At 68.9% G+C, this 18,329-nt stretch carries 17 protein-coding genes; 3 read left to right on the top strand and 14 right to left on the bottom strand.

The window, feature by feature from the left end; genetic code table 11:
* Positions 1-17 precede the first annotated feature (17 nt).
* The 13 genes from ABIC50_RS29800 to flgB form a co-directional block, all read right to left on the bottom strand.
* Positions 18-1,322 (bottom strand): solute carrier family 23 protein, encoded by a 1,305-nt coding sequence (locus ABIC50_RS29800; RefSeq protein ID WP_354168453.1) that lies wholly within the window; start codon positions 1,320-1,322, stop codon positions 18-20.
* Between the two features lie 372 nt (positions 1,323-1,694).
* Entirely contained in the window at positions 1,695-2,936 is a 1,242-nt protein-coding gene (gene flgL / locus ABIC50_RS29795; RefSeq protein ID WP_011658135.1) for a flagellar hook-associated protein FlgL, read from the bottom strand.
* 22 nt (positions 2,937-2,958) lie between these two features.
* Positions 2,959-4,956, bottom strand: coding sequence for a flagellar hook-associated protein FlgK (flgK, locus tag ABIC50_RS29790; RefSeq protein WP_011658136.1), 1,998 nt, complete (start codon positions 4,954-4,956; stop codon positions 2,959-2,961).
* A gap of 192 nt (positions 4,957-5,148) precedes the next feature.
* Positions 5,149-5,904, bottom strand: coding sequence for a flagellar brake protein (locus ABIC50_RS29785; protein WP_105831955.1), 756 nt, complete (start codon positions 5,902-5,904; stop codon positions 5,149-5,151).
* 211 nt (positions 5,905-6,115) lie between these two features.
* Positions 6,116-7,108: a flagellar assembly peptidoglycan hydrolase FlgJ gene (flgJ, locus tag ABIC50_RS29780; RefSeq protein WP_105831956.1), complete on the bottom strand. Its 993-nt coding sequence runs from the start codon at positions 7,106-7,108 to the stop codon at positions 6,116-6,118.
* On the bottom strand, positions 7,109-8,287 hold the full coding sequence (locus tag ABIC50_RS29775; protein ID WP_175657068.1) for a flagellar basal body P-ring protein FlgI: 1,179 nt from the start codon (positions 8,285-8,287) through the stop codon (positions 7,109-7,111). It lies immediately after the preceding gene.
* Positions 8,288-8,292: 5 nt separating this feature from the next.
* Positions 8,293-8,982: a flagellar basal body L-ring protein FlgH gene (flgH, locus tag ABIC50_RS29770; RefSeq protein WP_354168452.1), complete on the bottom strand. Its 690-nt coding sequence runs from the start codon at positions 8,980-8,982 to the stop codon at positions 8,293-8,295.
* Between the two features lie 21 nt (positions 8,983-9,003).
* Positions 9,004-9,792 (bottom strand): flagellar basal-body rod protein FlgG, encoded by a 789-nt coding sequence (gene flgG / locus ABIC50_RS29765; RefSeq protein ID WP_006755141.1) that lies wholly within the window; start codon positions 9,790-9,792, stop codon positions 9,004-9,006.
* 35 nt (positions 9,793-9,827) lie between these two features.
* On the bottom strand, positions 9,828-10,586 hold the full coding sequence (gene flgF, locus ABIC50_RS29760) for a flagellar basal-body rod protein FlgF (RefSeq protein ID WP_006755140.1): 759 nt from the start codon (positions 10,584-10,586) through the stop codon (positions 9,828-9,830).
* A gap of 20 nt (positions 10,587-10,606) precedes the next feature.
* Entirely contained in the window at positions 10,607-11,848 is a 1,242-nt protein-coding gene (gene flgE, locus ABIC50_RS29755) for a flagellar hook protein FlgE (RefSeq protein ID WP_126228677.1), read from the bottom strand.
* Between the two features lie 28 nt (positions 11,849-11,876).
* The gene (locus ABIC50_RS29750; protein ID WP_354168450.1) at positions 11,877-12,620 is read right to left on the bottom strand and encodes a flagellar hook assembly protein FlgD; all 744 of its coding nucleotides are present in this window, start codon (positions 12,618-12,620) and stop codon (positions 11,877-11,879) included.
* Between the two features lie 65 nt (positions 12,621-12,685).
* Positions 12,686-13,111 (bottom strand): flagellar basal body rod protein FlgC, encoded by a 426-nt coding sequence (flgC, locus tag ABIC50_RS29745; protein ID WP_006755137.1) that lies wholly within the window; start codon positions 13,109-13,111, stop codon positions 12,686-12,688.
* A 36-nt stretch (positions 13,112-13,147) separates the two neighbouring features.
* Positions 13,148-13,636 carry a flagellar basal body rod protein FlgB gene (gene flgB, locus ABIC50_RS29740; RefSeq protein WP_012364906.1) on the bottom strand — a complete coding sequence of 163 codons (489 nt, stop codon included), beginning with the start codon at positions 13,634-13,636 and terminating at the stop codon, positions 13,148-13,150.
* A gap of 205 nt (positions 13,637-13,841) precedes the next feature.
* Here flgB and flgA point away from each other — a divergent pair, with 205 nt between their 5' ends.
* The 3 genes from flgA to ABIC50_RS29725 all read left to right on the top strand — a co-directional run bounded on the left by flgA (position 13,842) and on the right by ABIC50_RS29725 (position 16,120).
* Entirely contained in the window at positions 13,842-15,143 is a 1,302-nt protein-coding gene (gene flgA / locus ABIC50_RS29735; RefSeq protein WP_354168448.1) for a flagellar basal body P-ring formation chaperone FlgA, read from the top strand.
* 118 nt (positions 15,144-15,261) lie between these two features.
* Positions 15,262-15,594 (top strand): flagellar biosynthesis anti-sigma factor FlgM, encoded by a 333-nt coding sequence (flgM, locus tag ABIC50_RS29730; RefSeq protein ID WP_006755734.1) that lies wholly within the window; start codon positions 15,262-15,264, stop codon positions 15,592-15,594.
* A gap of 85 nt (positions 15,595-15,679) precedes the next feature.
* The gene (locus tag ABIC50_RS29725; protein ID WP_006755733.1) at positions 15,680-16,120 is read left to right on the top strand and encodes a flagella synthesis protein FlgN; all 441 of its coding nucleotides are present in this window, start codon (positions 15,680-15,682) and stop codon (positions 16,118-16,120) included.
* A 61-nt stretch (positions 16,121-16,181) separates the two neighbouring features.
* Here ABIC50_RS29725 and ABIC50_RS29720 read toward each other — a convergent pair whose 3' ends face one another.
* On the bottom strand, positions 16,182-18,032 hold the full coding sequence (locus ABIC50_RS29720) for a M24 family metallopeptidase (protein WP_354168447.1): 1,851 nt from the start codon (positions 18,030-18,032) through the stop codon (positions 16,182-16,184).
* Between the last annotated feature and the right edge of the window lie 297 nt (positions 18,033-18,329).

Below are 18,329 nucleotides of genomic sequence, written 5' to 3'. Positions count from 1 at the left end.
CCCGCACCCAAATCAGATCAAACCACCGGCCCCGGTTCCTTTTCCTTGCGCAGGATCGCGTACAGGATGATCGCGCCGAACGTCGCGGTGCCGATTCCGCCGAGCCCGAAGCCGCCGATCTTCAGCGAGAAGTCGCCGGCGCCGAGCACCAGCGTGACGGCCGCGACGATCAGGTTGCGGTTGTCGGAGAAGTCGACCTTGTTGACGACCCAGATCCGCGCGCCCGTCACCGCGATCAGCCCGAACACGACGATCGACACGCCGCCGAGCACCGGGCCCGGAATCGTCTGGATCACCGCGCCGAACTTCGGCGAGAAGCCCAGTCCGATCGCGATCAGCGCGGCGACCGCGAACACCAGCGTCGAATAGATTCGCGTGACGGCCATCACGCCGATGTTCTCCGCGTAGGTGGTCACGCCCGTGCCGCCGACGCTGCCCGACACGATCGTCGCGAGCCCGTCGCCGATGAAGGCGCGGCCGACGTAGCGGTCGAGGTTGTGGCCCGTCATCGCGCTGACGGCCTTGATGTGGCCGAGGTTCTCGGCGACGAGGATCACCGCGACCGGCGCGAGCATCAGCATCGCGTGCGGATCGAACACGGGCGCACGGAAAGCCGGCACGCCGAACCACGCGGCATGCGCGACGATCGAGAAGTCGATCGGCTTGCCGAGGCCCATCGCGTTGGTCGCGATCGCGTAGAGCGCGTACGCGATCGCGAGCCCGACGAGGATCAGCAGGCGCTGCATCATCCCGCGCGCGAACACCGCGACGCCGCCCACGCACAGCACCGTGACGAGCGCCATCACCGAGTCGAACGTCGAGGCCGACACGCCCTTGACCGCGATCGGCGCGAGGTTCAGCCCGATCACCGCGACCACCGCGCCGGTGACGACGGGTGGCATCAGCGTCTCGATCCAGCGCGTGCCGATTGCCTGCACCAGCGCGCCGAGCGCGACGTACACGACGCCGCACGCGACGATCCCGCCGAGCGCGACCGCGATGTTCGGGTTCGGGCCGCTGCCGCCGTAGCCCGTCACCGCAATCACGAGGCCGATGAACGCGAAGCTCGAGCCGAGGTAGCTCGGCACGCGGCCGCCGACCAGCACGAAGAACAGCAGCGTGCCGATGCCCGACATGAAGATGCACAGGTTCGGGTCGAAGCCCATCAGCAGCGGCGCGAGCACGGTCGAGCCGAACATCGCGACGACGTGCTGCACGCCCATCGCGACCATCTGCGGCCACGCGAGGCGTTCGTCGGGGCCGACCACGCGCGACGCGCCGGTCGATTGCACCCGCCAGCGCGGGAAGTAGGAATCGGACATGGGGAAAAAGGGCTCCTGTCGAACGCCGGCTGCGGACGGTGCGCCGGTCTGGAATCTGGCGCGAGTTTACGGAGCGGAAATGGGGCTGGCAAGCGCGAACCGCCGGTGCGACGGCCGCGCCGGGAGAAGCGGCCAACGGGCCTGGCGCGATCGCGCACGCCGGCCGGCCGCAGCCGCAGCCGCAGCCGTGAGCCGTGAGCCGTGAGCCGTGAGCCGTAAGCCGTGAGCCGTAAGCCGTGAGCCGTAAGCCGTGAGCCGTAAGCCGTAAGCCGTGAGCCGTAAGCCGTAAGCCGTAAGCCGTGGCCAACAGCGACCGCCCAGCCCGTCGCGCGACGTAAGCGGGCGCTCACATCGCAGCGGGCGCCGCGGACATCACGGATTGATGTACTGGAACAGCGACAGGTTCTGCAGCTGCACGTAGGCCTTCTGCGCACCGGTCAGCGCGTTCTGCACCTGCAGGTACTGGCTGATCGTCGTCGTCATGTTGGTGCTGGTCAGGTCGGTCAGGTTGCTGGTGGTCTGCAGCGACGCGGTCTGGTTGACGGCTTGCATCGCCTTGACCTCCTGCTCGCGCCCGCCGACCGACGCCTGGATCGTCGTCACGTTGCGCATCGTGTTGCCGACCTTGATCGAGCCGGTCATCAGCGCGTTCGACAGCGCCGCGGCGGCGACGGGGTTGCCGGTCACGGGCGTCTTCAGCGCCGAGATCATCGAGTCGAGCGTCGAGAATATGTCCGCGCCGCCGCTCGCTTGCGGGCCGGGCGTCACGGCGAACGTGTCGCCGGCGGCCGGCGTGCCCGACACCGCCACCGTCATCCCGCCGCCGAGCGCGATCGACGCACCCGCCGTGTACGCCTGCGCGGGCGTGGTGGTCGGCGGCTTGGCCGAGTTGTCGGTCACGGTGTAGGTCGGCGCGGCGGGCGTGCCGCCGAACGCGATCGAGAACTGATGGCCGTTGGTCGCGGCCGACGGGGTCGTGACCGTCACCGCGGTGATCGTGCCGGTGCCCGTGTTGGCAGCGCCGGCCGACGGCACCGGGGCGCTGCCGAGCGACGGCACCGACATGAACACCGCCGAACCGGTGTCGCCCTGCGCCACGCTGCTCGAATCGCCGATCTGCACCTGGCGCGTGCCCGAGTCGCCGACGTAGCTGACGCTGCCGTTCGGGCTGCTGGTAAACGGCGCCGACGAATTGTTCAGGCCGGCGAACAGGTAGTTGCCGGCCCCGTCGTTCGAGTTCGCGAGCGTCATCAACTGGTCGCGATAGCCTTGCAGCTGCGTCGCGAGCGCCGAGCGGTCGCTGTCGGCGAGCGAGCCGTCGCCGGCTCGCACGACGAGCGTCTGCACGCCGGTCAGCACGCCGCTCACGCTTTGCAGCGCCTGATCCTCGGCCTGCAGCGACGCGAGCGCCGCGGTCTGGTTGGTCGCGTATTGCGACAGCGTCGCCGACGTCATCGACAGCTGCACGGCCTGCGCCGCGCCGACCGGGTTGTCGGCCGGCGTCTGCAGGCTCACGCCGCTCGCGATCTGCTGGTACAGCTGCGCGAGCTGCGCCTGCTGATCGTTCATCTGGGAAACGTTCAGCTGAAAGAACTGGGCGCTGGAAATTCGCATCGCTTCTATTCCTCGAATCCGGTCAGTTGAACAGGCCGAGCACGGTCTGGAACAGCGTCGCCGCCGTCTGGATCACCTTCGCGTTCGCCTGGTAAAGCTGCTGGTACTGCATCAGGTTCGCCGCTTCCTCGTTCTGGTTCACGCCCGACACCGACTGCTGCGCGGTCGTGATCTGGCCGACCAGCGAGGTCTGCGCGGCGCTCGACGACTTCAGCTGGCTCGCCGTGTTGCCGATCGCGTTCACGTACTTCGCATATGCGCCGGTCAGCGTCGTCGTGCCGCCGCCGAGCGACTTCGCGGTGACGAGCTGCGACAGCGCGAGCGCGTTGGAGCCGTCGCTCGTGCCGCCCGCGTACGGCCCGATCGTGAAGGAGTCGCCATCCGACGGCGCGCCGGACAGCGTGACGGTCACGCCGTTCATCACGCCCGCCGGCGCCGGCTGCGTGGTGCTCGTGATCGTCAGCTTCGCGCCGGCCGTCGCGTCGTACGGCACGCTGTCGGTCGGGCTCGTGATCGTCACCGAGGTGGGCGGCGTGCCCGCGATCGTCACCGTGGTGCCGGCCTGGAAGCCCGACAGCGACTTCGACGCCGCGTCGTAGGTGAGCTTGGTCGGCGTGGTCGGGACCTGGTAGCCGGCGCTCACCGCGCCCTGCGCGATCTTGCCCGTGCCGAGGTTGGTGCTCGACGCCGCCGCGACCACCGGCGACGCGGCCGCGATCGCCGAACCGCTCGTCGTCGCGAGGCCGAAGCCGTTCAGCGCGCCGCGCGTCGGCAGCACGGTGAACTGGTCGCCGGCATTCATCGAGCCGGACGCGAACGAGAAGGCCAGCCCGCCGATCGACGCCGGCATCGACGTCGACTGACCGACCACCGACCCGCTCGCGCGGTCGGTCAGCGTGTAGTTGGTGCCGTCGTACGACAGCGTGTAGTCGCTCGTCGTCGGTTGCGCTGCGTTGGCGAACGAGACGGACAGCGACGCGGTGCCGGTATTGCCCTGGTTCGAATAGACGGCCGGGTTCGCGACCGCGAACAGGTTGCCGCCCGGCTTGCCCGACAGGTCGATGCCGAGCGCGTTCTGCCCGTTGACCTGCGCGGCGAAGCTGGTCGCAAGCGCGCCGAGCTGCGCCTGCGCGGGGTCGAGCGTCTGGCTGCGGAACGCGAGCAGGCCGCCGAGCGTGCCGCCCGACAGCGATGTATCCGGCAGCGCCTGGTTCGGGCCCGGCGGGTTGGCGCCGGCGATGCCCTGCGACACGACGGTCAGCTCGCTCGGATCGGACGGCGACGTGACCGTCGCGAGCTGGTAGCTCTTGTCGGCGACGACGAGCGGCTGGCCGCCCGCGAGGAACACGCTGTAGCCGCTGTCGTTGCGCACGACCTGCACGCCGGCGAGGCTCGACAGGTTCGACACCGCGAGGTCGCGCTGGTCCATCAACTGGTTGGGCGGCTGCCCCTGACTGCTCGCCGCCGCGATCTGCTGGTTCAGTTGCGCGATCTGCGACGTGTACGTGTTGATCTGCGACACGGTGCTGGTGAGCTGCGTATTCACGCTCTGGCGCAGCGCGTCGTACTGCTGGCCGGCCGCCTTGAGTTGATCGGCGAGCACCTGCGCGTTGCTGATGGCGGTCTGCCGCACCGACGGATCGGACGCATTGTTCGCGACGTTCTGCAGCCCGGTGAAATAGCCGGTGATCGCGGTCGAGATGCCGGCCGTCGGGCTGCCGACGTAGTTGTTCAGCTGCGCGACGAGCGAATACCACGTCGACAGCGCGCCGCCCTGCGACTGCGCGCTGTTCAGCTGGTCGCTCAGGTACTGGCTGTACTGCCGCTGCACGGTGACGGTATTCACGCCCTGCGGCATGTAGCCGCTCGACGTGTACTGGCCGCTCGCCTCGGCATAAACGGGACGCTCGACCGAATAGCCGGGCGTCGCGGCGTTGCTGATGTTCTGACCGGTCGTCGTGAGGCCCCAGAGCGCGGCATTGAGGCCGCTGACGCCGAGGTTCATGAGTGTGTTGGACATGCGCGATCCTGATGAGCCGGCCGCGCTGCGGCCGCCGGGTTGCGTGACTCCCGGTATAACGGCCGCGGATCGGAAAAATTGAGGAAAAAATGCACGCGCGACGCGCGCTCGCGCGTCGCCGGTCGAGGGCCGCGGCGCGCGCTGCCGGCGCCGCTGCGAAGGCGGCCCCGAGCGGGGCCGCGAGGGGGTGTGTCAGGCCCGCGCGAGCGAGCGGCGCTTCATCTCGAGCTGCGTGATCAGGCGCTGCAGCGTGTTCTCCGCGCTGCCCGGCAGCGACATGAAGCGAAAGCCGAGCTGGTAGCGCCGCGAACCGTTCGGCATCTGCGTCGAACGCTGCGATACGAGGCGCAGTTCCAGCGACAGCTTGCCGTGGCCGGTCAGCTCGAGCTCGACGTCCGGCAGCAGCGTGCCGACCTCGAGCGCCTCGACGCGCTCGTCGGCCGTGCGCAACCCGACGCCGCCGAGCGACAGGTTATGCACCTCGAACACGAAGCTCTCTCCGTCCGGCAGCGTGCCGCGGCACAGGAACGGATCGACGATCGGCGCATCGACGCGGAAGTACTCGCGGCGCTGGATGCACATCAGCACGTCGGGGAAATCGGCGACGAACGCGGGCAGCCCCTCGTAGCGCGTCTCGCGCGGCGTGTTCGTGGTGAATTCGACGCGCACGCCCTCCGGCGCGGCCGAGAACGTGCAGTGCGACGCGGCGAGGATGCTGGCGTTCTGCTCGGACAGCGCGCCCCAGTCGAACGTGAACGTGCGCGCGCCGACGTCGACCTCGAGCAGGCGCGTGACGAGCTGGCCGCCCGGGTACTGGACGGTCAGGAAGTCGCCGCGATTCACGAGATTGCGCAGCTGCACGCCGATCTCCAGCGGATTGCGGCGGGCGTAGTCAGGCCCGGAATGGCCCGCATCCAGGCTCGGATCGGTCGACGTTTCGATATTCATGGCTAGCCGGTTTTCTTGTCAGGGCGCCCGGACGAACGGTGCGCAGTAAAACCGGGCCAGAACAGGGCCCGGTAGCAGGTCTCACACACTTAGCGGCAGTGCTCCCCGAAAGTTTAGATCGAATTGCCGATATTTTTCGCGCAAACGTTGAAAACCGCGCGCGGCAGGGTGCCGGGCGCGGTCCGAGAGGCGGCGGAACGGGGGCTGCCCGTCAGCCGATCTGCTGCATGATCGAGATCAGCTTCTTCGCGTAATTCGGGTCGGTCGCGTAGCCGGCCTTCTGCATCCCGTGCGCGAAACCCTCGACGCTGCGGCTCGCGCTCAGCACGCCCGCGTAGCGCGGGTTGTTCTTCAGCAGGTTCGCATAGTCGGTCATCGCATGCTCGTACGAATCGTACGCGCGGAACTTCGCGACGACGCGCCGCGGCGTGCCGTTCACGTACTCGGTCGTCAGCGCCGACACCGTGCGGCCCGTCCAGCCCTTGTTCGCCTTGATGCCGAACACGTTGTAGCTCGTCGAGCCGTCGCTCGCGCGAATCTCGCGCTTGCCCCAGCCCGATTCGAGCGCGGCCTGGCCGACGATGAAACGCGCCGGGATGCCGGTGCTCGCGCTCGCCGCCTGCGCCGGCGCGGCGAGCCGGTCGACGAACGCGTCGGCGTCCTGCACGCCGCTCGCGCCCTTCAACGGCGGCGTGAGCGCGCTGCCGGCCGAGTAGCCGCGCGCGCCGGCGAGTCCACCGTTGTTCGCCGCGTTCGCATACGCCCGCGCCATCGCATTCATCGCGGCGAGGCTGCCTTCGTTGCCCGACGTGCCGGCGCCGGCCGCGCCCAGGCCCGCCGCGCCGAGCCCGGCCGCGCCGGCGTCGGCCGCCGTGCCGCCGCCCTGCCCCGCGTTGCGCATCAGCTGCTTCATCAGCGCGTCGGCGACGCCGATCCCGCGCTTCGACATCTGTTGCGCGAGCTGCTGGTCGAGCATCGACGTGTACATCTTCGACGTGTGCGAATCGAGCAGCCCGCCGTCGGGCGTCGCGTCGCGCATGCTCTTGAGCATCATCTGCGTGAACATCGCGTCGAACTGGCCCGCGACCGCCTTCGCGCCGGCCTGCGGCGACTGCCGCGCCTGCGCGCGCAGCGCGTCGAAGCCCTGCACGTCGAGTGCGAAGCGCTGGGTGAGATCGTTCGCGTCCGGAAGGTTCGCAGCCATTTAGATCACCTCCAGGTCGGCGCGCAACGCGCCGGCCGCCTTCATCGCCTGCAGGATCGACATCAGGTCCGCCGGCGTCGCGCCGAGCGTGTTCAGCGCCTTCACGACGTCGGCGAGGTTCGCGCCGGCCGTCACCATCTTGAGCGCCCCGTTGTCCTGCTTCAACTGGATCTGCGACTGCTGCGCGACCACCGTCTGCCCGTTCGAGAACGGCCCCGGCTGCGACACCACCGGCTGCGTGTTGACGACCACCGACAGATTGCCGTGCGCGACCGCGCAGCTTTGCAGCGTCACCATCTGGTTCATCACGATCGAGCCGGTGCGCGCGTTCAGGATGACCTTCGCGGCGGCCTTGTCCGGGCTCACGTCGAGGTTTTGCAGGCGCGCCATGAACGCGACCTGCTGCGCGGAATCCGCCGGCGCGGCGAGCTGGATCGTGCGGCCGTCGAGCGCCGTCGCGGTGCCCGGGCCGAAGCTCGAATTGACCGCGGACACGATCCGCTGCGCGGTGCCGTAGTCCATGTCGTTCAGTTGCAGCTGCAGCACGCCGTTCATCTGCGCGATCGCGTTCGGCACCGCGCGCTCGACGATCGCACCGCCGACGATCCGGCCGGCCGCGAGCTGGTTCACCTGGACGCGGCTGCCGTTCGCGCTCGCGCCCGCGCCGCCGACCGCCATGTTGCCCTGCGCGAGCGCATACACCTGCCCGTCCGCGCCTTTGAGCGGCGTGAGCAGCAGCGTGCCGCCGCGCAGGCTCTTCGCGTTGCCGAGCGACGACACGGTCACGTCGAGCGCCTCGCCCGGCCGCGCGAACGGCGGCAGCGTGGCGGTCACCATCACGGCCGCGACGTTCTTCAGCTGCATGTTGCTCAACGACGACGGGCCGCCGTTGGCCGACCCGTTGTTGATCGAGATGCCGAGGTTCGCGAGCATGTTCGCGAGCGTCTGCGTCGTGAACGGCGTCTGCATCGTCTGGTCGCCCGTGCCGTCGAGGCCGACGACGAGGCCATAGCCGATCAGCGGGTTGTCGCGCACGCCCTGGATCTGCGCGAGATCCTTCAGGCGTTCCGCATGCGCGCCCGGCGCGCCGAACGCGCAGGCTGCCAGCACGAGCGCGGCGGCGATCCGCGCGACGGCCTGCGCGCGGGATGACAGTCGATGGAAAAGAGGCTGCGGCATCGTCATCACCACGGTGCGATGTTGAGAAAGAAGCGCTGCAGCCAGCCCATCGTCTCGGCTTCGTTGATATAGCCCTTCGACGAGTATTCGATCTTCGCGTCGGCGACCTGCGTCGAGTAGACCGAGTTCGCGCCCGAGATCGTGTTCGGGTTGACGACCCCCGAGAAGCGCACGAACTCGTTGCCCTGATTGATCAGCATCTGCTTCTCGCCGCTGACGACGAGGTTGCCGTTCGGCAGCACGTTGGTGACGGTCACGGTGATCGTGCCGTTGAACGTGTTCGCCGCACTCGCGCCGCCCGTCGCCGCGAACTTGTTGGCGCCGGCCGCCGACATGTTCGCCTTCGCGAACAGCCCGCCGAGGAAGCCGGCCGTCGGCACGCTGAAGTCGGTGTTGCCCTGCCGGTTGGTGTTCGCTCCCGACGATTTGGTCGCGTTGATGTTCTCCGCGATCATGATCGTCAGGATGTCGCCGATGTTGCGCGGCCGCTGGTCTTCGAACAGCGGCCGGCCCGCGTAGCCCGGGTTGTAGATCGAGCCGGGCGCCTGCATCGACATCGGCATCGGCGGCTGCGCCGTCATCGGCTGCTGGATGATCGGATCGCGCGGAATCTGCGCGCAGCCGGCGAGCGCGGCCACCGCGAGCACGCACACGGCGCGCACGGGGGCTGGCGGGAGGAGGCAAACCTGCTTCATGGCGACGACTGGACTTTCCGGTTAGCTCTTCATCTGCGTGACGGTCTGCAGCATCTGGTCGGACGTCGTCACGGCCTTGCTGTTGATCTCGTACGCACGCTGCGTCTGAATCATGTTGACGAGCTCCTGCACGACGTTCACGTTCGACGCCTCGACGTAGCCCTGGTTGAGCACGCCCGCGCCGTTCAGGCCCGGTTGCGCCACGTTCGGCGCGCCCGACGACGTGGTTTCGGCGAACAGGTTCTCGCCCTTCGCCTCGAGGCCGGCCGGGTTGATGAAGGTCGCGATCTGCAGCGAGCCGATCTGCACCGCGTTGCTCGAGCCCGGCTGCGTGACCGACACGACGCCGTCCTTGCCGATCGTCAGCGACTGCGCGTTCTGCGGCACGGTGATCGCCGGCAGGATCTGGTAGCCGCTCGACGTGACGAGCTGGCCCTGCGCGTTGGTCTGGAACGAGCCGTCGCGCGTGTACGCATTCGTGCCGTCCGGCATCAGCACCTGGAAGAAGCCCGCGCCGTTGATCGCGACGTCCTTCGAGTTGCCGGTCTGCGTGAGGCCGCCCTGCGTGTACAGGCGCTCGGTCGCGACCTGCTGCACGCCGGTGCCGAGTTGCAGGCCCGACGGCAGTTCGGTCTGCTGCGTCGAGTTCGCGCCCGGCTGGCGGATGGTCTGGTACAGCAGATCCTCGAACACCGCGCGCGACGCCTTGAAGCCGTTCGTGCTGGTGTTCGCGAGGTTGTTCGAGATCACGTCCATCTGCGCCTGCTGCGCATTCATGCCGGTGGCGGCAATGTAGAGCGAACGGTTCATGTTGAATCTTCTCCTGGTAGCGAGGGCCGGGCCGCTCAGCTGAAGTTGAGCAGCTGGTTCGCCGACTGCTCGTTCTGGTCGGCCGTCTGGATCAGCTTCGACTGCAGCTGGAACGCCCGTGCGTTGTCGATCATCGCGACCATCGCGGTCACCGGATTCACGTTGCTGCCTTCGAGCGAATTCGGCGTGACGACCACGCTCGGGTCGCTGTCGGCCGGATTGCCGTCGGCGGTGCGAAACAGCCCGTCGTTGCCGCGCGCGAGCGTGGCCGGATCGGGGTTCACGAGCTTCATCTGGTCGACGATCGCGACCGCCGTCGGCGGGTCGCCCGGCATCAGCGCGGACACCGTGCCGTCCTTGCCGATCGTCACTTCCGCGTTCGGCGGCACCGAGATCGGGCCGCCGTTGCCGATCACCGGCAGGTTGCTCGCGTTGACGAGCTGGCCGTTTTCATCGACGTGCAGGTTGCCGGCGCGCGTGTACGCCTCGCTGCCGTCGGCCGTCTGCACCGCCAGCCAGCCGGCCCCCTGCACGGCGACGTCGAGCGGGTTGCCGGTGCGCGTGATCGGACCCGGCGCGTAGTCCGCGCCGGGCGTCGACGCGAGCACGTAAGTGCGCGTCGTCGTCGGATCGCTCGTGCTGCCGTCGCCGAAATTCATCGGCACCGCACGGTAGGTCGCGAGCTGCGCGCGAAAACCCGTCGTCGACGCGTTCGCGAGGTTGTTCGCGACGATCGCCTGCTGGTCGAGCGACTGCGACGCGCCCGTCATCGCCGTGTAGATCAGTCGGTCCATGGCTGCCGGTTATCCGCGCGTTACAGGTTGATGAGCGTCTGGTCGACGGTCTGCTGCGTCTTGATCGTCTGCGCGTTCGCCTGGTAGTTGCGCTGCGCGGTGATCAGGTTGACGAGCTGCGACGTCAGGTCGACGTTCGAGTTCTCGAGCGCGCTGCCCTGCAGCGTGCCGTGGTTGGTGCTGCCCGGCGCCGAGATCTGCGGCACGCCCGATGCGGCCGTTTCCGCGTACTGGTTGCCGCCGAGGTTGACGAGGCCGTTCGGGTTGTTGAAGTTCGCGATGGCGATCTGCCCGAGCACCGCCGTCTGGCCGTTCGAGTAGTTGCCGGTCAGCTTGCCGTCCGCGCCGATCGAGAAGGTCGTGAGCGTGCCGCTCGCGTAGCCGTTCTGCGCGAGGTTGTTCACGCCGTCCTTGCCGCCGAATTGCGTGGTGCCGGTCAGGTCCAGCGTGAGCGGCTGCGGCGTGGTCGAGCCGTCGGTGGTCGGCACGGTGAACTGGAACTGGCCGACCGACGCGGTCGGCACGGCCGGCGTGCCCGTCGTCGTGCTCTTGATCGCGCCCGACGAATCGAACGTGACCGTGCCGAGGTCGGTCGTGGCGCCGCCCTGCACGCCCGCATACGCTTCCCACGTGCCCGCCGCCGACTTCACGAAGTACATGTTGACCGCCTGCGAGCCGCCGAGCGAGTCGTACACCTGCACCGACGTCGAATAGTTGTACGTCGAGGTGTCGGTCGCGTCGAACGGCGTCTTGGTCGGCACCTTGTCCTGCGAGTTCAGGTTGAACTGGCCGGTGATCTTGGTCGTGGCGGTCGGCGAGATGTTGGTCGTCGGCGCCTGCAGCGGCACGGTCTGCGCGGTGTTCACCACGCCGTTCTTGTCGGCCAGGTAGCCCATCAGGTTCAGGCCCTGCGCGTTGACGATGTAGCCGTTCTTGTCGCGCTGGAACGTGCCGTCGCGCGAGTACGTCGTCACGCCGTTGTTCGACATCTGGAAGAAGCCGTTGCCGTTGATCGCGACGTCGAGCGACGAGTTCGTCGTGTTGATCGTGCCCTGGCCGAACTGCTGCTGCACCGACGAGAGCGCCGTGCCGATGCCGATCTGCGTGTTGACCGACGTCGCGATCGAGTTCGCGTACATGTCGGAGAACTGCGCGGTGCTCGACTTGAAGCCGACCGTGTTCGCGTTCGCGATGTTGTTGCCGATCACGTCGAGCGCGTTCGATGCGCCGGCGAGGCCGCTCAGACCCTGTTGATAACCCATTTCGGTCTCCGTTTTCGAGAAAGCTGGATCAGTTGGTGGTGGCGTCGGAGGTCGACGACGATGCGGTGTTCGGGAAGATCGACGCGACCTGGGTGAGCCCCACGGTCGTGCCGTTCGACAGCACGAGCCCCGCCGTGCCGTCCGCCTGCTTGATCACGCTCTGTACCTGCGCGGCCGCGAGCACGGTCGGCGCATACGTCTTGCCGTCGCTGCCCGTGTACTGCGCGCTCACGGTGTACTTGCCGTCCGGCAGCGCGTTGCCCGCTGCATCGGTCGGCGTCCAGTTGAACGGCACCGTGCCGGCCGCCTGCTTGCCCGCGTTGATCGTGTTGACGACGGCGCCCGAGCTGTTCTTCACGGTGATCGTCAGGTTCGACACGTCGTTCGCGAGCGACACGCCGAACGGCGACGCCGCGCCACCCTTCACCGCGACGCCGTTGCCCGGCGCGAGCACGTTCGTGCCGATCAGGAGCGCGGCCTGCGTCTGCTGGCCGGCCGCGAGCTGGCTCGACAGCGACGTGAGCGACGTGTTCAGCTGCGCGATGCCGCTCACCGTGTTGATCTGCGCGAGCTGCGAGGTCATCTGCGAACTGTCGACGGGGCTCGTCGGATCCTGGTTCTGCAACTGCGTGACGAGCAGCTTCAGGAACGTCGCCTGCAGGTCGCTCGCCGACGTGCCGGTCGTCGACACGTTGCTGGTGTTCATCGTGTCGGTCGGCAGGTTCGACACGTTGGTGCCGTTGCCGCCGATCGTCGTGCTGGTGGATGTCATCCTGAATGGCCTTGTGTCGGAACTGTCGGGTCTGGGGTCTCGATGTGTCGGTATCTCTGCGCGGCTTACGAGCCGATCGTCAGCGTCTTGAGCATCAGCGTCTTCGCGGTGTTCAGCGTCTCGACGTTGGCCTGGTACGAGCGCGACGCCGAGATCATGTTCACCATCTCCTGCACCGGATCGACGTTCGGCATCTGCACGTAGCCGTTCGCGTCGGCGGACGGGTTCGCTGGGTCGTAGGTCGACTTCATCGGCGACGGATCGTCCATCACCTTCGTCACGCGCACGCCGCCCACGCCCTGGCCGGACGCGGTGCGCGCGCCGCCCATCGGGTCGGTCGCGAACACGACCTGCTTGGCCTTGTACGGCTTGCCGTCGGGGCCGGTCGCGCTGTCGGCGTTCGCGAGGTTCGACGCGGTGACGTTCAGGCGCTGCGATTGCGCGGACAGCGCCGAACCGGCGACGCCGAAGATGTTCATCAACGAGGGCATGAGGGCTCCTTGTTCGGGTACGGAAGCGGCGCGCGCTTACGAGTTCGTCGAGATCGCGGCGATCATCGCCTTGATCTGCTGGGTCATCACGGTCATCCCGGTTTCGTAGTGCAGCGCGTTGTTCGCGAACTGCACGCGCTCGACGTCGAGATCGACCGTGTTGCCGTCGAGCGACGGCTGCAGCGGCATCCGGTATTGCGAACGACCGTAGTCGTCGGCCGGGCCGCCGGTGGGAATCAGCTTCGCGGTGCCGGCCATGTGGCCCGGCGCCGTCGACACCATCGTCATCCCGCTTGCCACGCCGGCCGGCTGCGCCATCGGCAGCTGCGCGGCGTTGCTCGGCGCGAGGCCGCCGTGGGTCTGCTTCAACGAGCGCGCGAGGGTCGACGCGAAATCGACGTCGCGGGCCTGGTAGCCCGGCGTGTCGGCGTTCGCGATGTTCGACGACAGCAGTTCCTGCCGATAGGCGCGCACGTCGAGCGCCTGTCGGCCGAACGCGAATTCGGCATCGAGTTTGTCCAGCATGTGTGCGTCTCTCCGTATGAAGCGCTGCACGCCCGTTGCGCCGGATGGCGACCCAAGGGGCTTTTTTCCATGACAGCGATGGTAGGCGTCGCGCGCAACCGGCAATCGGGCGAATAACGCGGCAAAGGCCCCCTCTATTCATCGTTTGCGCGACGGCCCCGCTGCCTAGAATGCGAATCGGATCAACGGTTTCGAGGACACGGCGATGACAGGCAGCGCACTTCGCGGGAACGACGGACGCCGGACGCGCGTGCCGCGTGCGTTCGCGCTCGCCGCGGCGCTGTGGCTCGCGGTGCCGGCGGCGCACGCGGACGACGGGATGATCGTGATCCCCGGACGCGGCGAGACGGCCGAGACGGCGCTCGCGCATGCGAATGCGGCGAGCGGCGGGCGGTTTGGGGGGAATGCGGGGATGGCGGTGGGCGCGGTGTCGGGAACGGTGCCGGGAGCGGGAGCGGCGTCGGGCTCGGGCATGGCGCCGGGAGCGGGCATGGCGATGGCGGGCGGCGCGGCCGGCACTGCAAGTGCCGCGGCCGGCTACGCGGCGCAGCCGGCTGGCTCGATGGTCGTGACGAGCGTTCCGCCGCCGGCCGCCGCGCCGGCGCCCGCACCGCGGCCCGTCTACGCGGCCGCACGCATGAACACCGCGCGCATGAACACCGGTTACGGCGCGCCGCGCGCCGCCGATCCGGGCGCCGTCGCGACCGTCGTCGCCGGTACGGCTGAGCCCGCGTCGAATCCCGCATCGAACCCGGCGCGAGCGGCGATCGCCCAGCGCATCGCGGCAGCCCGCCCCCTCCCGGCCGCACCGGCCCCGCGCGCGCCGACGGCGTCAACCACCGTGGCCCAGGCTTCCGCCGCGCCCCAGCCGGCGACGCCGCCCGGCCAGCAGGACCCCGACGCGATCCGACGCACGGCCCTCGCGTTCCTCCAGCAGCAGATCGCCGGCCTGCCGGGCAAGACCACCGCGACCGTCGCGACCGCGTTTCCGCGCGGGCTCGCCGCGTGCACGACGCTCGAACCGTTCCAGCCGACCGGCGCGCGCCTGTGGGGCCGCACGACGGTCGGCGTGCGCTGCGCGGGCGAGCGGCCGTGGACCGTCTACCTGCAGGCGAAGGTTGCCGTGCAGGCCACCTATTACGTCGCCGCGCGGCAGATCGCGCCCGGCGAGCCGCTCACCGCGGCCGACCTCGTCGCGCGCGACGGCGACCTGACGGTGCTGCCGCTCGCGGTGATCACCGATCCCGCGCAGGCGGTCGGCGCGACCGCGCTGGCCCGGATCTCGGCCGGGCTGCCGCTGCGCCAGGACATGCTGAAGAGCGCCGCGTCGGTGTCGGCCGGCCAGACGGTGCGGGTCGTCGCGGCCGGGCCCGGCTTCACGATCTCGGCCGAGGGCAGCGCGCTCGCGAACGCGGCGCCGGGCCAGTCGATACGGGTCAGGATGGCCGCGGGGCAAATCGTCACGGCGATCGTCAAGGACGCCGGCACCGTGGAAATTCCGCTGTAGGGGCGGATCCCGCCGCAAGATTGCAAAGAATTGTTTATTCGGAGCCTGTCGGGCTCACGATGCTAAAGTTCGGGCCGACCCGGCCGTTATCCGGGTCATACCGTACAGGAAACCCATCGTGAAGATCGATTCCACTCCGAAACCGAGCCCCCTCGCGTCGACCGGCAACGGCGCGACCCGCGCGCAATCCGGCGCGGCTTCGTCGTCGCCCGCGCAGGCGGCCGACGCTGGATCGACCGGCGGCGACACGACCGTGAACCTGTCGGGTCTGTCGGGCCAGCTGCGTTCGCAGTCGGCCTCGGGCAGCGCCGACATCGACACGGCCCTCGTCCAGTCGATCAAGGACGCGCTGAACGACGGCACGCTGACGATCGACGTGAACAAGATCGCCGACGGCGTATTGAATACCGCCCGCGACCTGCTGCAACAGCAGCGCTCGCAGGGCAACTGAGCCGGCCAGGGGCCCGTCACGCCCTGACCGGTCCCCTGGTTTGCCGGCATGCGCCCCCGCGTGCCGGCGCGACGAGCATGACGCGATGAGAGAAGAGCTGCTGGCCACGGTCAACGACGAACACGCGACGGTCGAAGCGTTCGCGTCCCTGCTCGCCTACGAGGAAAAGGCGCTCACGACACCGGAGCCGCTCGACATGCTGCCCGGCATCGTCGAGAAGAAGAGCGTGCTGATCGACCGGCTCGCGCAGCTCGAGCGCACGCGCGACACGCAGCTGTCCGCGCTCGGCTTTCCGGCCGGCAAGAAAGGCATGGATCAGGCCGCCGAGCGCGATGCTCGCCTCGCCGGCCGCTGGCAATTGCTGCTGCAGGCCGCCGAACGCGCGCGCCAGGCCAATGCGACCAACGGGATGCTGATCCGGATCCGGATGGACTACAACGAGCGCGCGCTCGCGGTGCTGCGCTCGGCCCCCGCGCCGGCCGGCGTCTACGGGCCCGACGGGCGCGTGTCGGCGCTGATGCGCTGAAGCATCGGCGTACCGATCACGCCAGCACTCCGACGCGCCGGCCGCGCGCCCCCTCCCCGCCTTACAGCAACGGACACGCGGTGACCTGCGTGCCGCGTTCCACGCAAAGCCGTTCGTAGTCGCGCAGGTACGCGCGCTCGCCGTCGTCCAGCAGCTCAACGTCGATCAGATCCCAGTCGTAGCCGACGGTGACGATGTTCTCGAACGAGACGGTGTCCGACGCGTCGTCGTCCGCGCGCACGATCACGATGTTCTCGATCCGCACGCCGCCCTTGCCCGGCACGTAGATGCCCGGCTCGACCGAAATCACCGCATTCGGCACCAGCCCGTACTTCGCGCCCGGCGCGAACCGCACGCCGCCCTCGTGGACGTGGATCCCGACGCCATGCCCGGTGCCGTGGCCGAAATCGTAGCCGTGGTCGCGGCACACCTGCCGTACCGCTGCATCGACGTCGCCGCCCGTGGCCGTCTTCGGAAAGCGCGTGACAAGCCCCTTGATGCAGGCCTTCAGCGCGACCGTATAGATCTCGCGCTGCCACGGCTGCGCGACCGTTTCCGGCCGCGTGCGGCGCAGCACGACCCGCGTGCAGTCCGTCGCGAAACCGGCGTCGTAATACGCGCCGCTGTCGAGCAGCACGAGTTCGCCTTCCGTCAACTCGACCTCGGCGCTCGCCGTCGTGTAATGCGCGAACGCGCTGTTCGCGCCGTTCGCCGCGATCGACGGGAACGTCAGCGCGACCGCCGAACGCGCGCCGTACGCGTCGTTGATCGTGCGGGCGAGGTCGTATTCGGTATGGCGCCGCCCCGGCTCGCCGGCCTTCGCCCAGCGCATCGTTTCGGCGATCGCCGCCGAACTGCGCGCGAACGCGTCGCGGAAGCGGTCGAGCACCGCCGGCGTCTTGCTCGCCCGCATCGCCTCGACCGGGTTGAAATCGGCGTGGCGCGCCTGCGGCCACACGCGACGCACCGATTCGACCAGCGCGCAGTTGACCGATTCGAAGCCGTAGCACACGTGGTCGACCGCGCATGACGCGAGGAAGCGCTCGAGTTCGGCGAAGTCGCGCCGGATCACGCGCAGCGCCGGATACGACGTCAGCTCGACCGGGCACCGGTCGCAGCCTTCCGGCAGGAACAGCACGACCTGCGCGCCGACCGCGAACAGGAAGCCCAGGTGCGACGACACGTTCGGGATGTGATAGCCGCGGCTGTTCAGCAGATACGCGAGATCGTCCGACGCACACGTGAAGAATGCGGTCTTGCCGGGCGCCGCGCCGGTGTGCGCGGCGAGCCGGCGGTTCAGCGCGTCGAGGTTCTGCGCGACGCTCGCGCCGGTCATCGTGTCCGGCAGCTCGAAGATCGGCCGCTCGACCACCCAGCCCGGCAGCGCGATCGCGCGGTCGATCTCGCGCTCGACGAGACTCGTCCAGTCGAGCGACGCGGGCTGCGTCTGCTCGATCAGCCGGTCGCGCTGCGCGACGCTGATCCGCAGCGCGTCGTAGCCGACCCGCGCGAGCCGGCTCGCGTGCGCGACGAGCCAGTCGCCCAGCGCCTGCCAGATCGTCACGTTCATCCCGAGCTTCTCGATCCGCACGTGCGCCGGGTCGCACTGCTGTTCGGCCTGCAGGTGATAGCGGCCGTCGACGAACAGCACGAACGGCGGCATGCCGAGCGCCTGCGCGGTCGCCGCGCTCAGGAAGATCCCGCAGCCGGCCGAGCCGTCGAAGCCCGACAGCGCGTAGCGCGGGTTGTTGCTGCGCGGCAGGTATTCGGTGATGTATTCGTCCTGCGACGTGACGACCACGGCGTCGAGCCGCAGCGCGTCGAGCACGCGCGACAGGCCGCGCTGCGTGTCGGCGACGCACGCGTCATACGGGGGAAGGCCGGAGAAGCTGTATTTCAGTCGATCGATCATCGGGTACCCGCTAATGATTGTGGTCGGCAGCCGGCGGTGTCACGCGGCATCGCGCACGCGTGACGCGGCGCGCCCGGGGCGCGGACGACGCAAGGCCCCGCGGGCAGCCGGGCCGCGGCGCCGCAGCGCCGTTTCCGGCGGCCGGTCTCGAGAAAAATTTTTGTCCCACTTAACTTTGTTTGATGCGTCGACAGAATCTAGAGCACGCTCAAATTGAGGTCAAGCCAAAATTTTCGTAGGGCTAAAATTACCGGCACGGCGCGAGGGTGGCCCGGCACGGCGCGAGGGTGGCCCGGC

This window comes from Burkholderia sp. 567, from assembly GCF_040545115.1.
Taxonomy (GTDB): domain Bacteria; phylum Pseudomonadota; class Gammaproteobacteria; order Burkholderiales; family Burkholderiaceae; genus Burkholderia; species Burkholderia ambifaria.
This window is presented reverse-complemented; position numbering and strand designations above follow the sequence as displayed.

What these genes read in the sequence shown, in the direction of transcription:
- ABIC50_RS29725 (WP_006755733.1), top strand. Translation starts at nt 15,680, where the DNA reads ATGAGAGAAGAGCTGCTGGCCACGGTCAACGACGAACACGCGACGGTC.
- flgA (WP_354168448.1), top strand. Translation starts at nt 13,842, where the DNA reads ATGACAGGCAGCGCACTTCGCGGGAACGACGGACGCCGGACGCGCGTG.
- ABIC50_RS29720 (WP_354168447.1), bottom strand. Translation starts at nt 18,032, where the DNA reads ATGATCGATCGACTGAAATACAGCTTCTCCGGCCTTCCCCCGTATGAC.
- flgH (WP_354168452.1), bottom strand. Translation starts at nt 8,982, where the DNA reads ATGAAGCAGGTTTGCCTCCTCCCGCCAGCCCCCGTGCGCGCCGTGTGC.
- flgK (WP_011658136.1), bottom strand. Translation starts at nt 4,956, where the DNA reads ATGTCCAACACACTCATGAACCTCGGCGTCAGCGGCCTCAATGCCGCG.
- flgG (WP_006755141.1), bottom strand. Translation starts at nt 9,792, where the DNA reads ATGAACCGTTCGCTCTACATTGCCGCCACCGGCATGAATGCGCAGCAG.
- flgE (WP_126228677.1), bottom strand. Translation starts at nt 11,848, where the DNA reads ATGGGTTATCAACAGGGTCTGAGCGGCCTCGCCGGCGCATCGAACGCG.
- ABIC50_RS29785 (WP_105831955.1), bottom strand. Translation starts at nt 5,904, where the DNA reads ATGAATATCGAAACGTCGACCGATCCGAGCCTGGATGCGGGCCATTCC.
- flgL (WP_011658135.1), bottom strand. Translation starts at nt 2,936, where the DNA reads ATGCGAATTTCCAGCGCCCAGTTCTTTCAGCTGAACGTTTCCCAGATG.
- flgB (WP_012364906.1), bottom strand. Translation starts at nt 13,636, where the DNA reads ATGCTGGACAAACTCGATGCCGAATTCGCGTTCGGCCGACAGGCGCTC.
- ABIC50_RS29800 (WP_354168453.1), bottom strand. Translation starts at nt 1,322, where the DNA reads ATGTCCGATTCCTACTTCCCGCGCTGGCGGGTGCAATCGACCGGCGCG.
- flgC (WP_006755137.1), bottom strand. Translation starts at nt 13,111, where the DNA reads ATGCCCTCGTTGATGAACATCTTCGGCGTCGCCGGTTCGGCGCTGTCC.
- ABIC50_RS29775 (WP_175657068.1), bottom strand. Translation starts at nt 8,287, where the DNA reads ATGCCGCAGCCTCTTTTCCATCGACTGTCATCCCGCGCGCAGGCCGTC.
- ABIC50_RS29750 (WP_354168450.1), bottom strand. Translation starts at nt 12,620, where the DNA reads ATGACATCCACCAGCACGACGATCGGCGGCAACGGCACCAACGTGTCG.
- flgJ (WP_105831956.1), bottom strand. Translation starts at nt 7,108, where the DNA reads ATGGCTGCGAACCTTCCGGACGCGAACGATCTCACCCAGCGCTTCGCA.
- flgF (WP_006755140.1), bottom strand. Translation starts at nt 10,586, where the DNA reads ATGGACCGACTGATCTACACGGCGATGACGGGCGCGTCGCAGTCGCTC.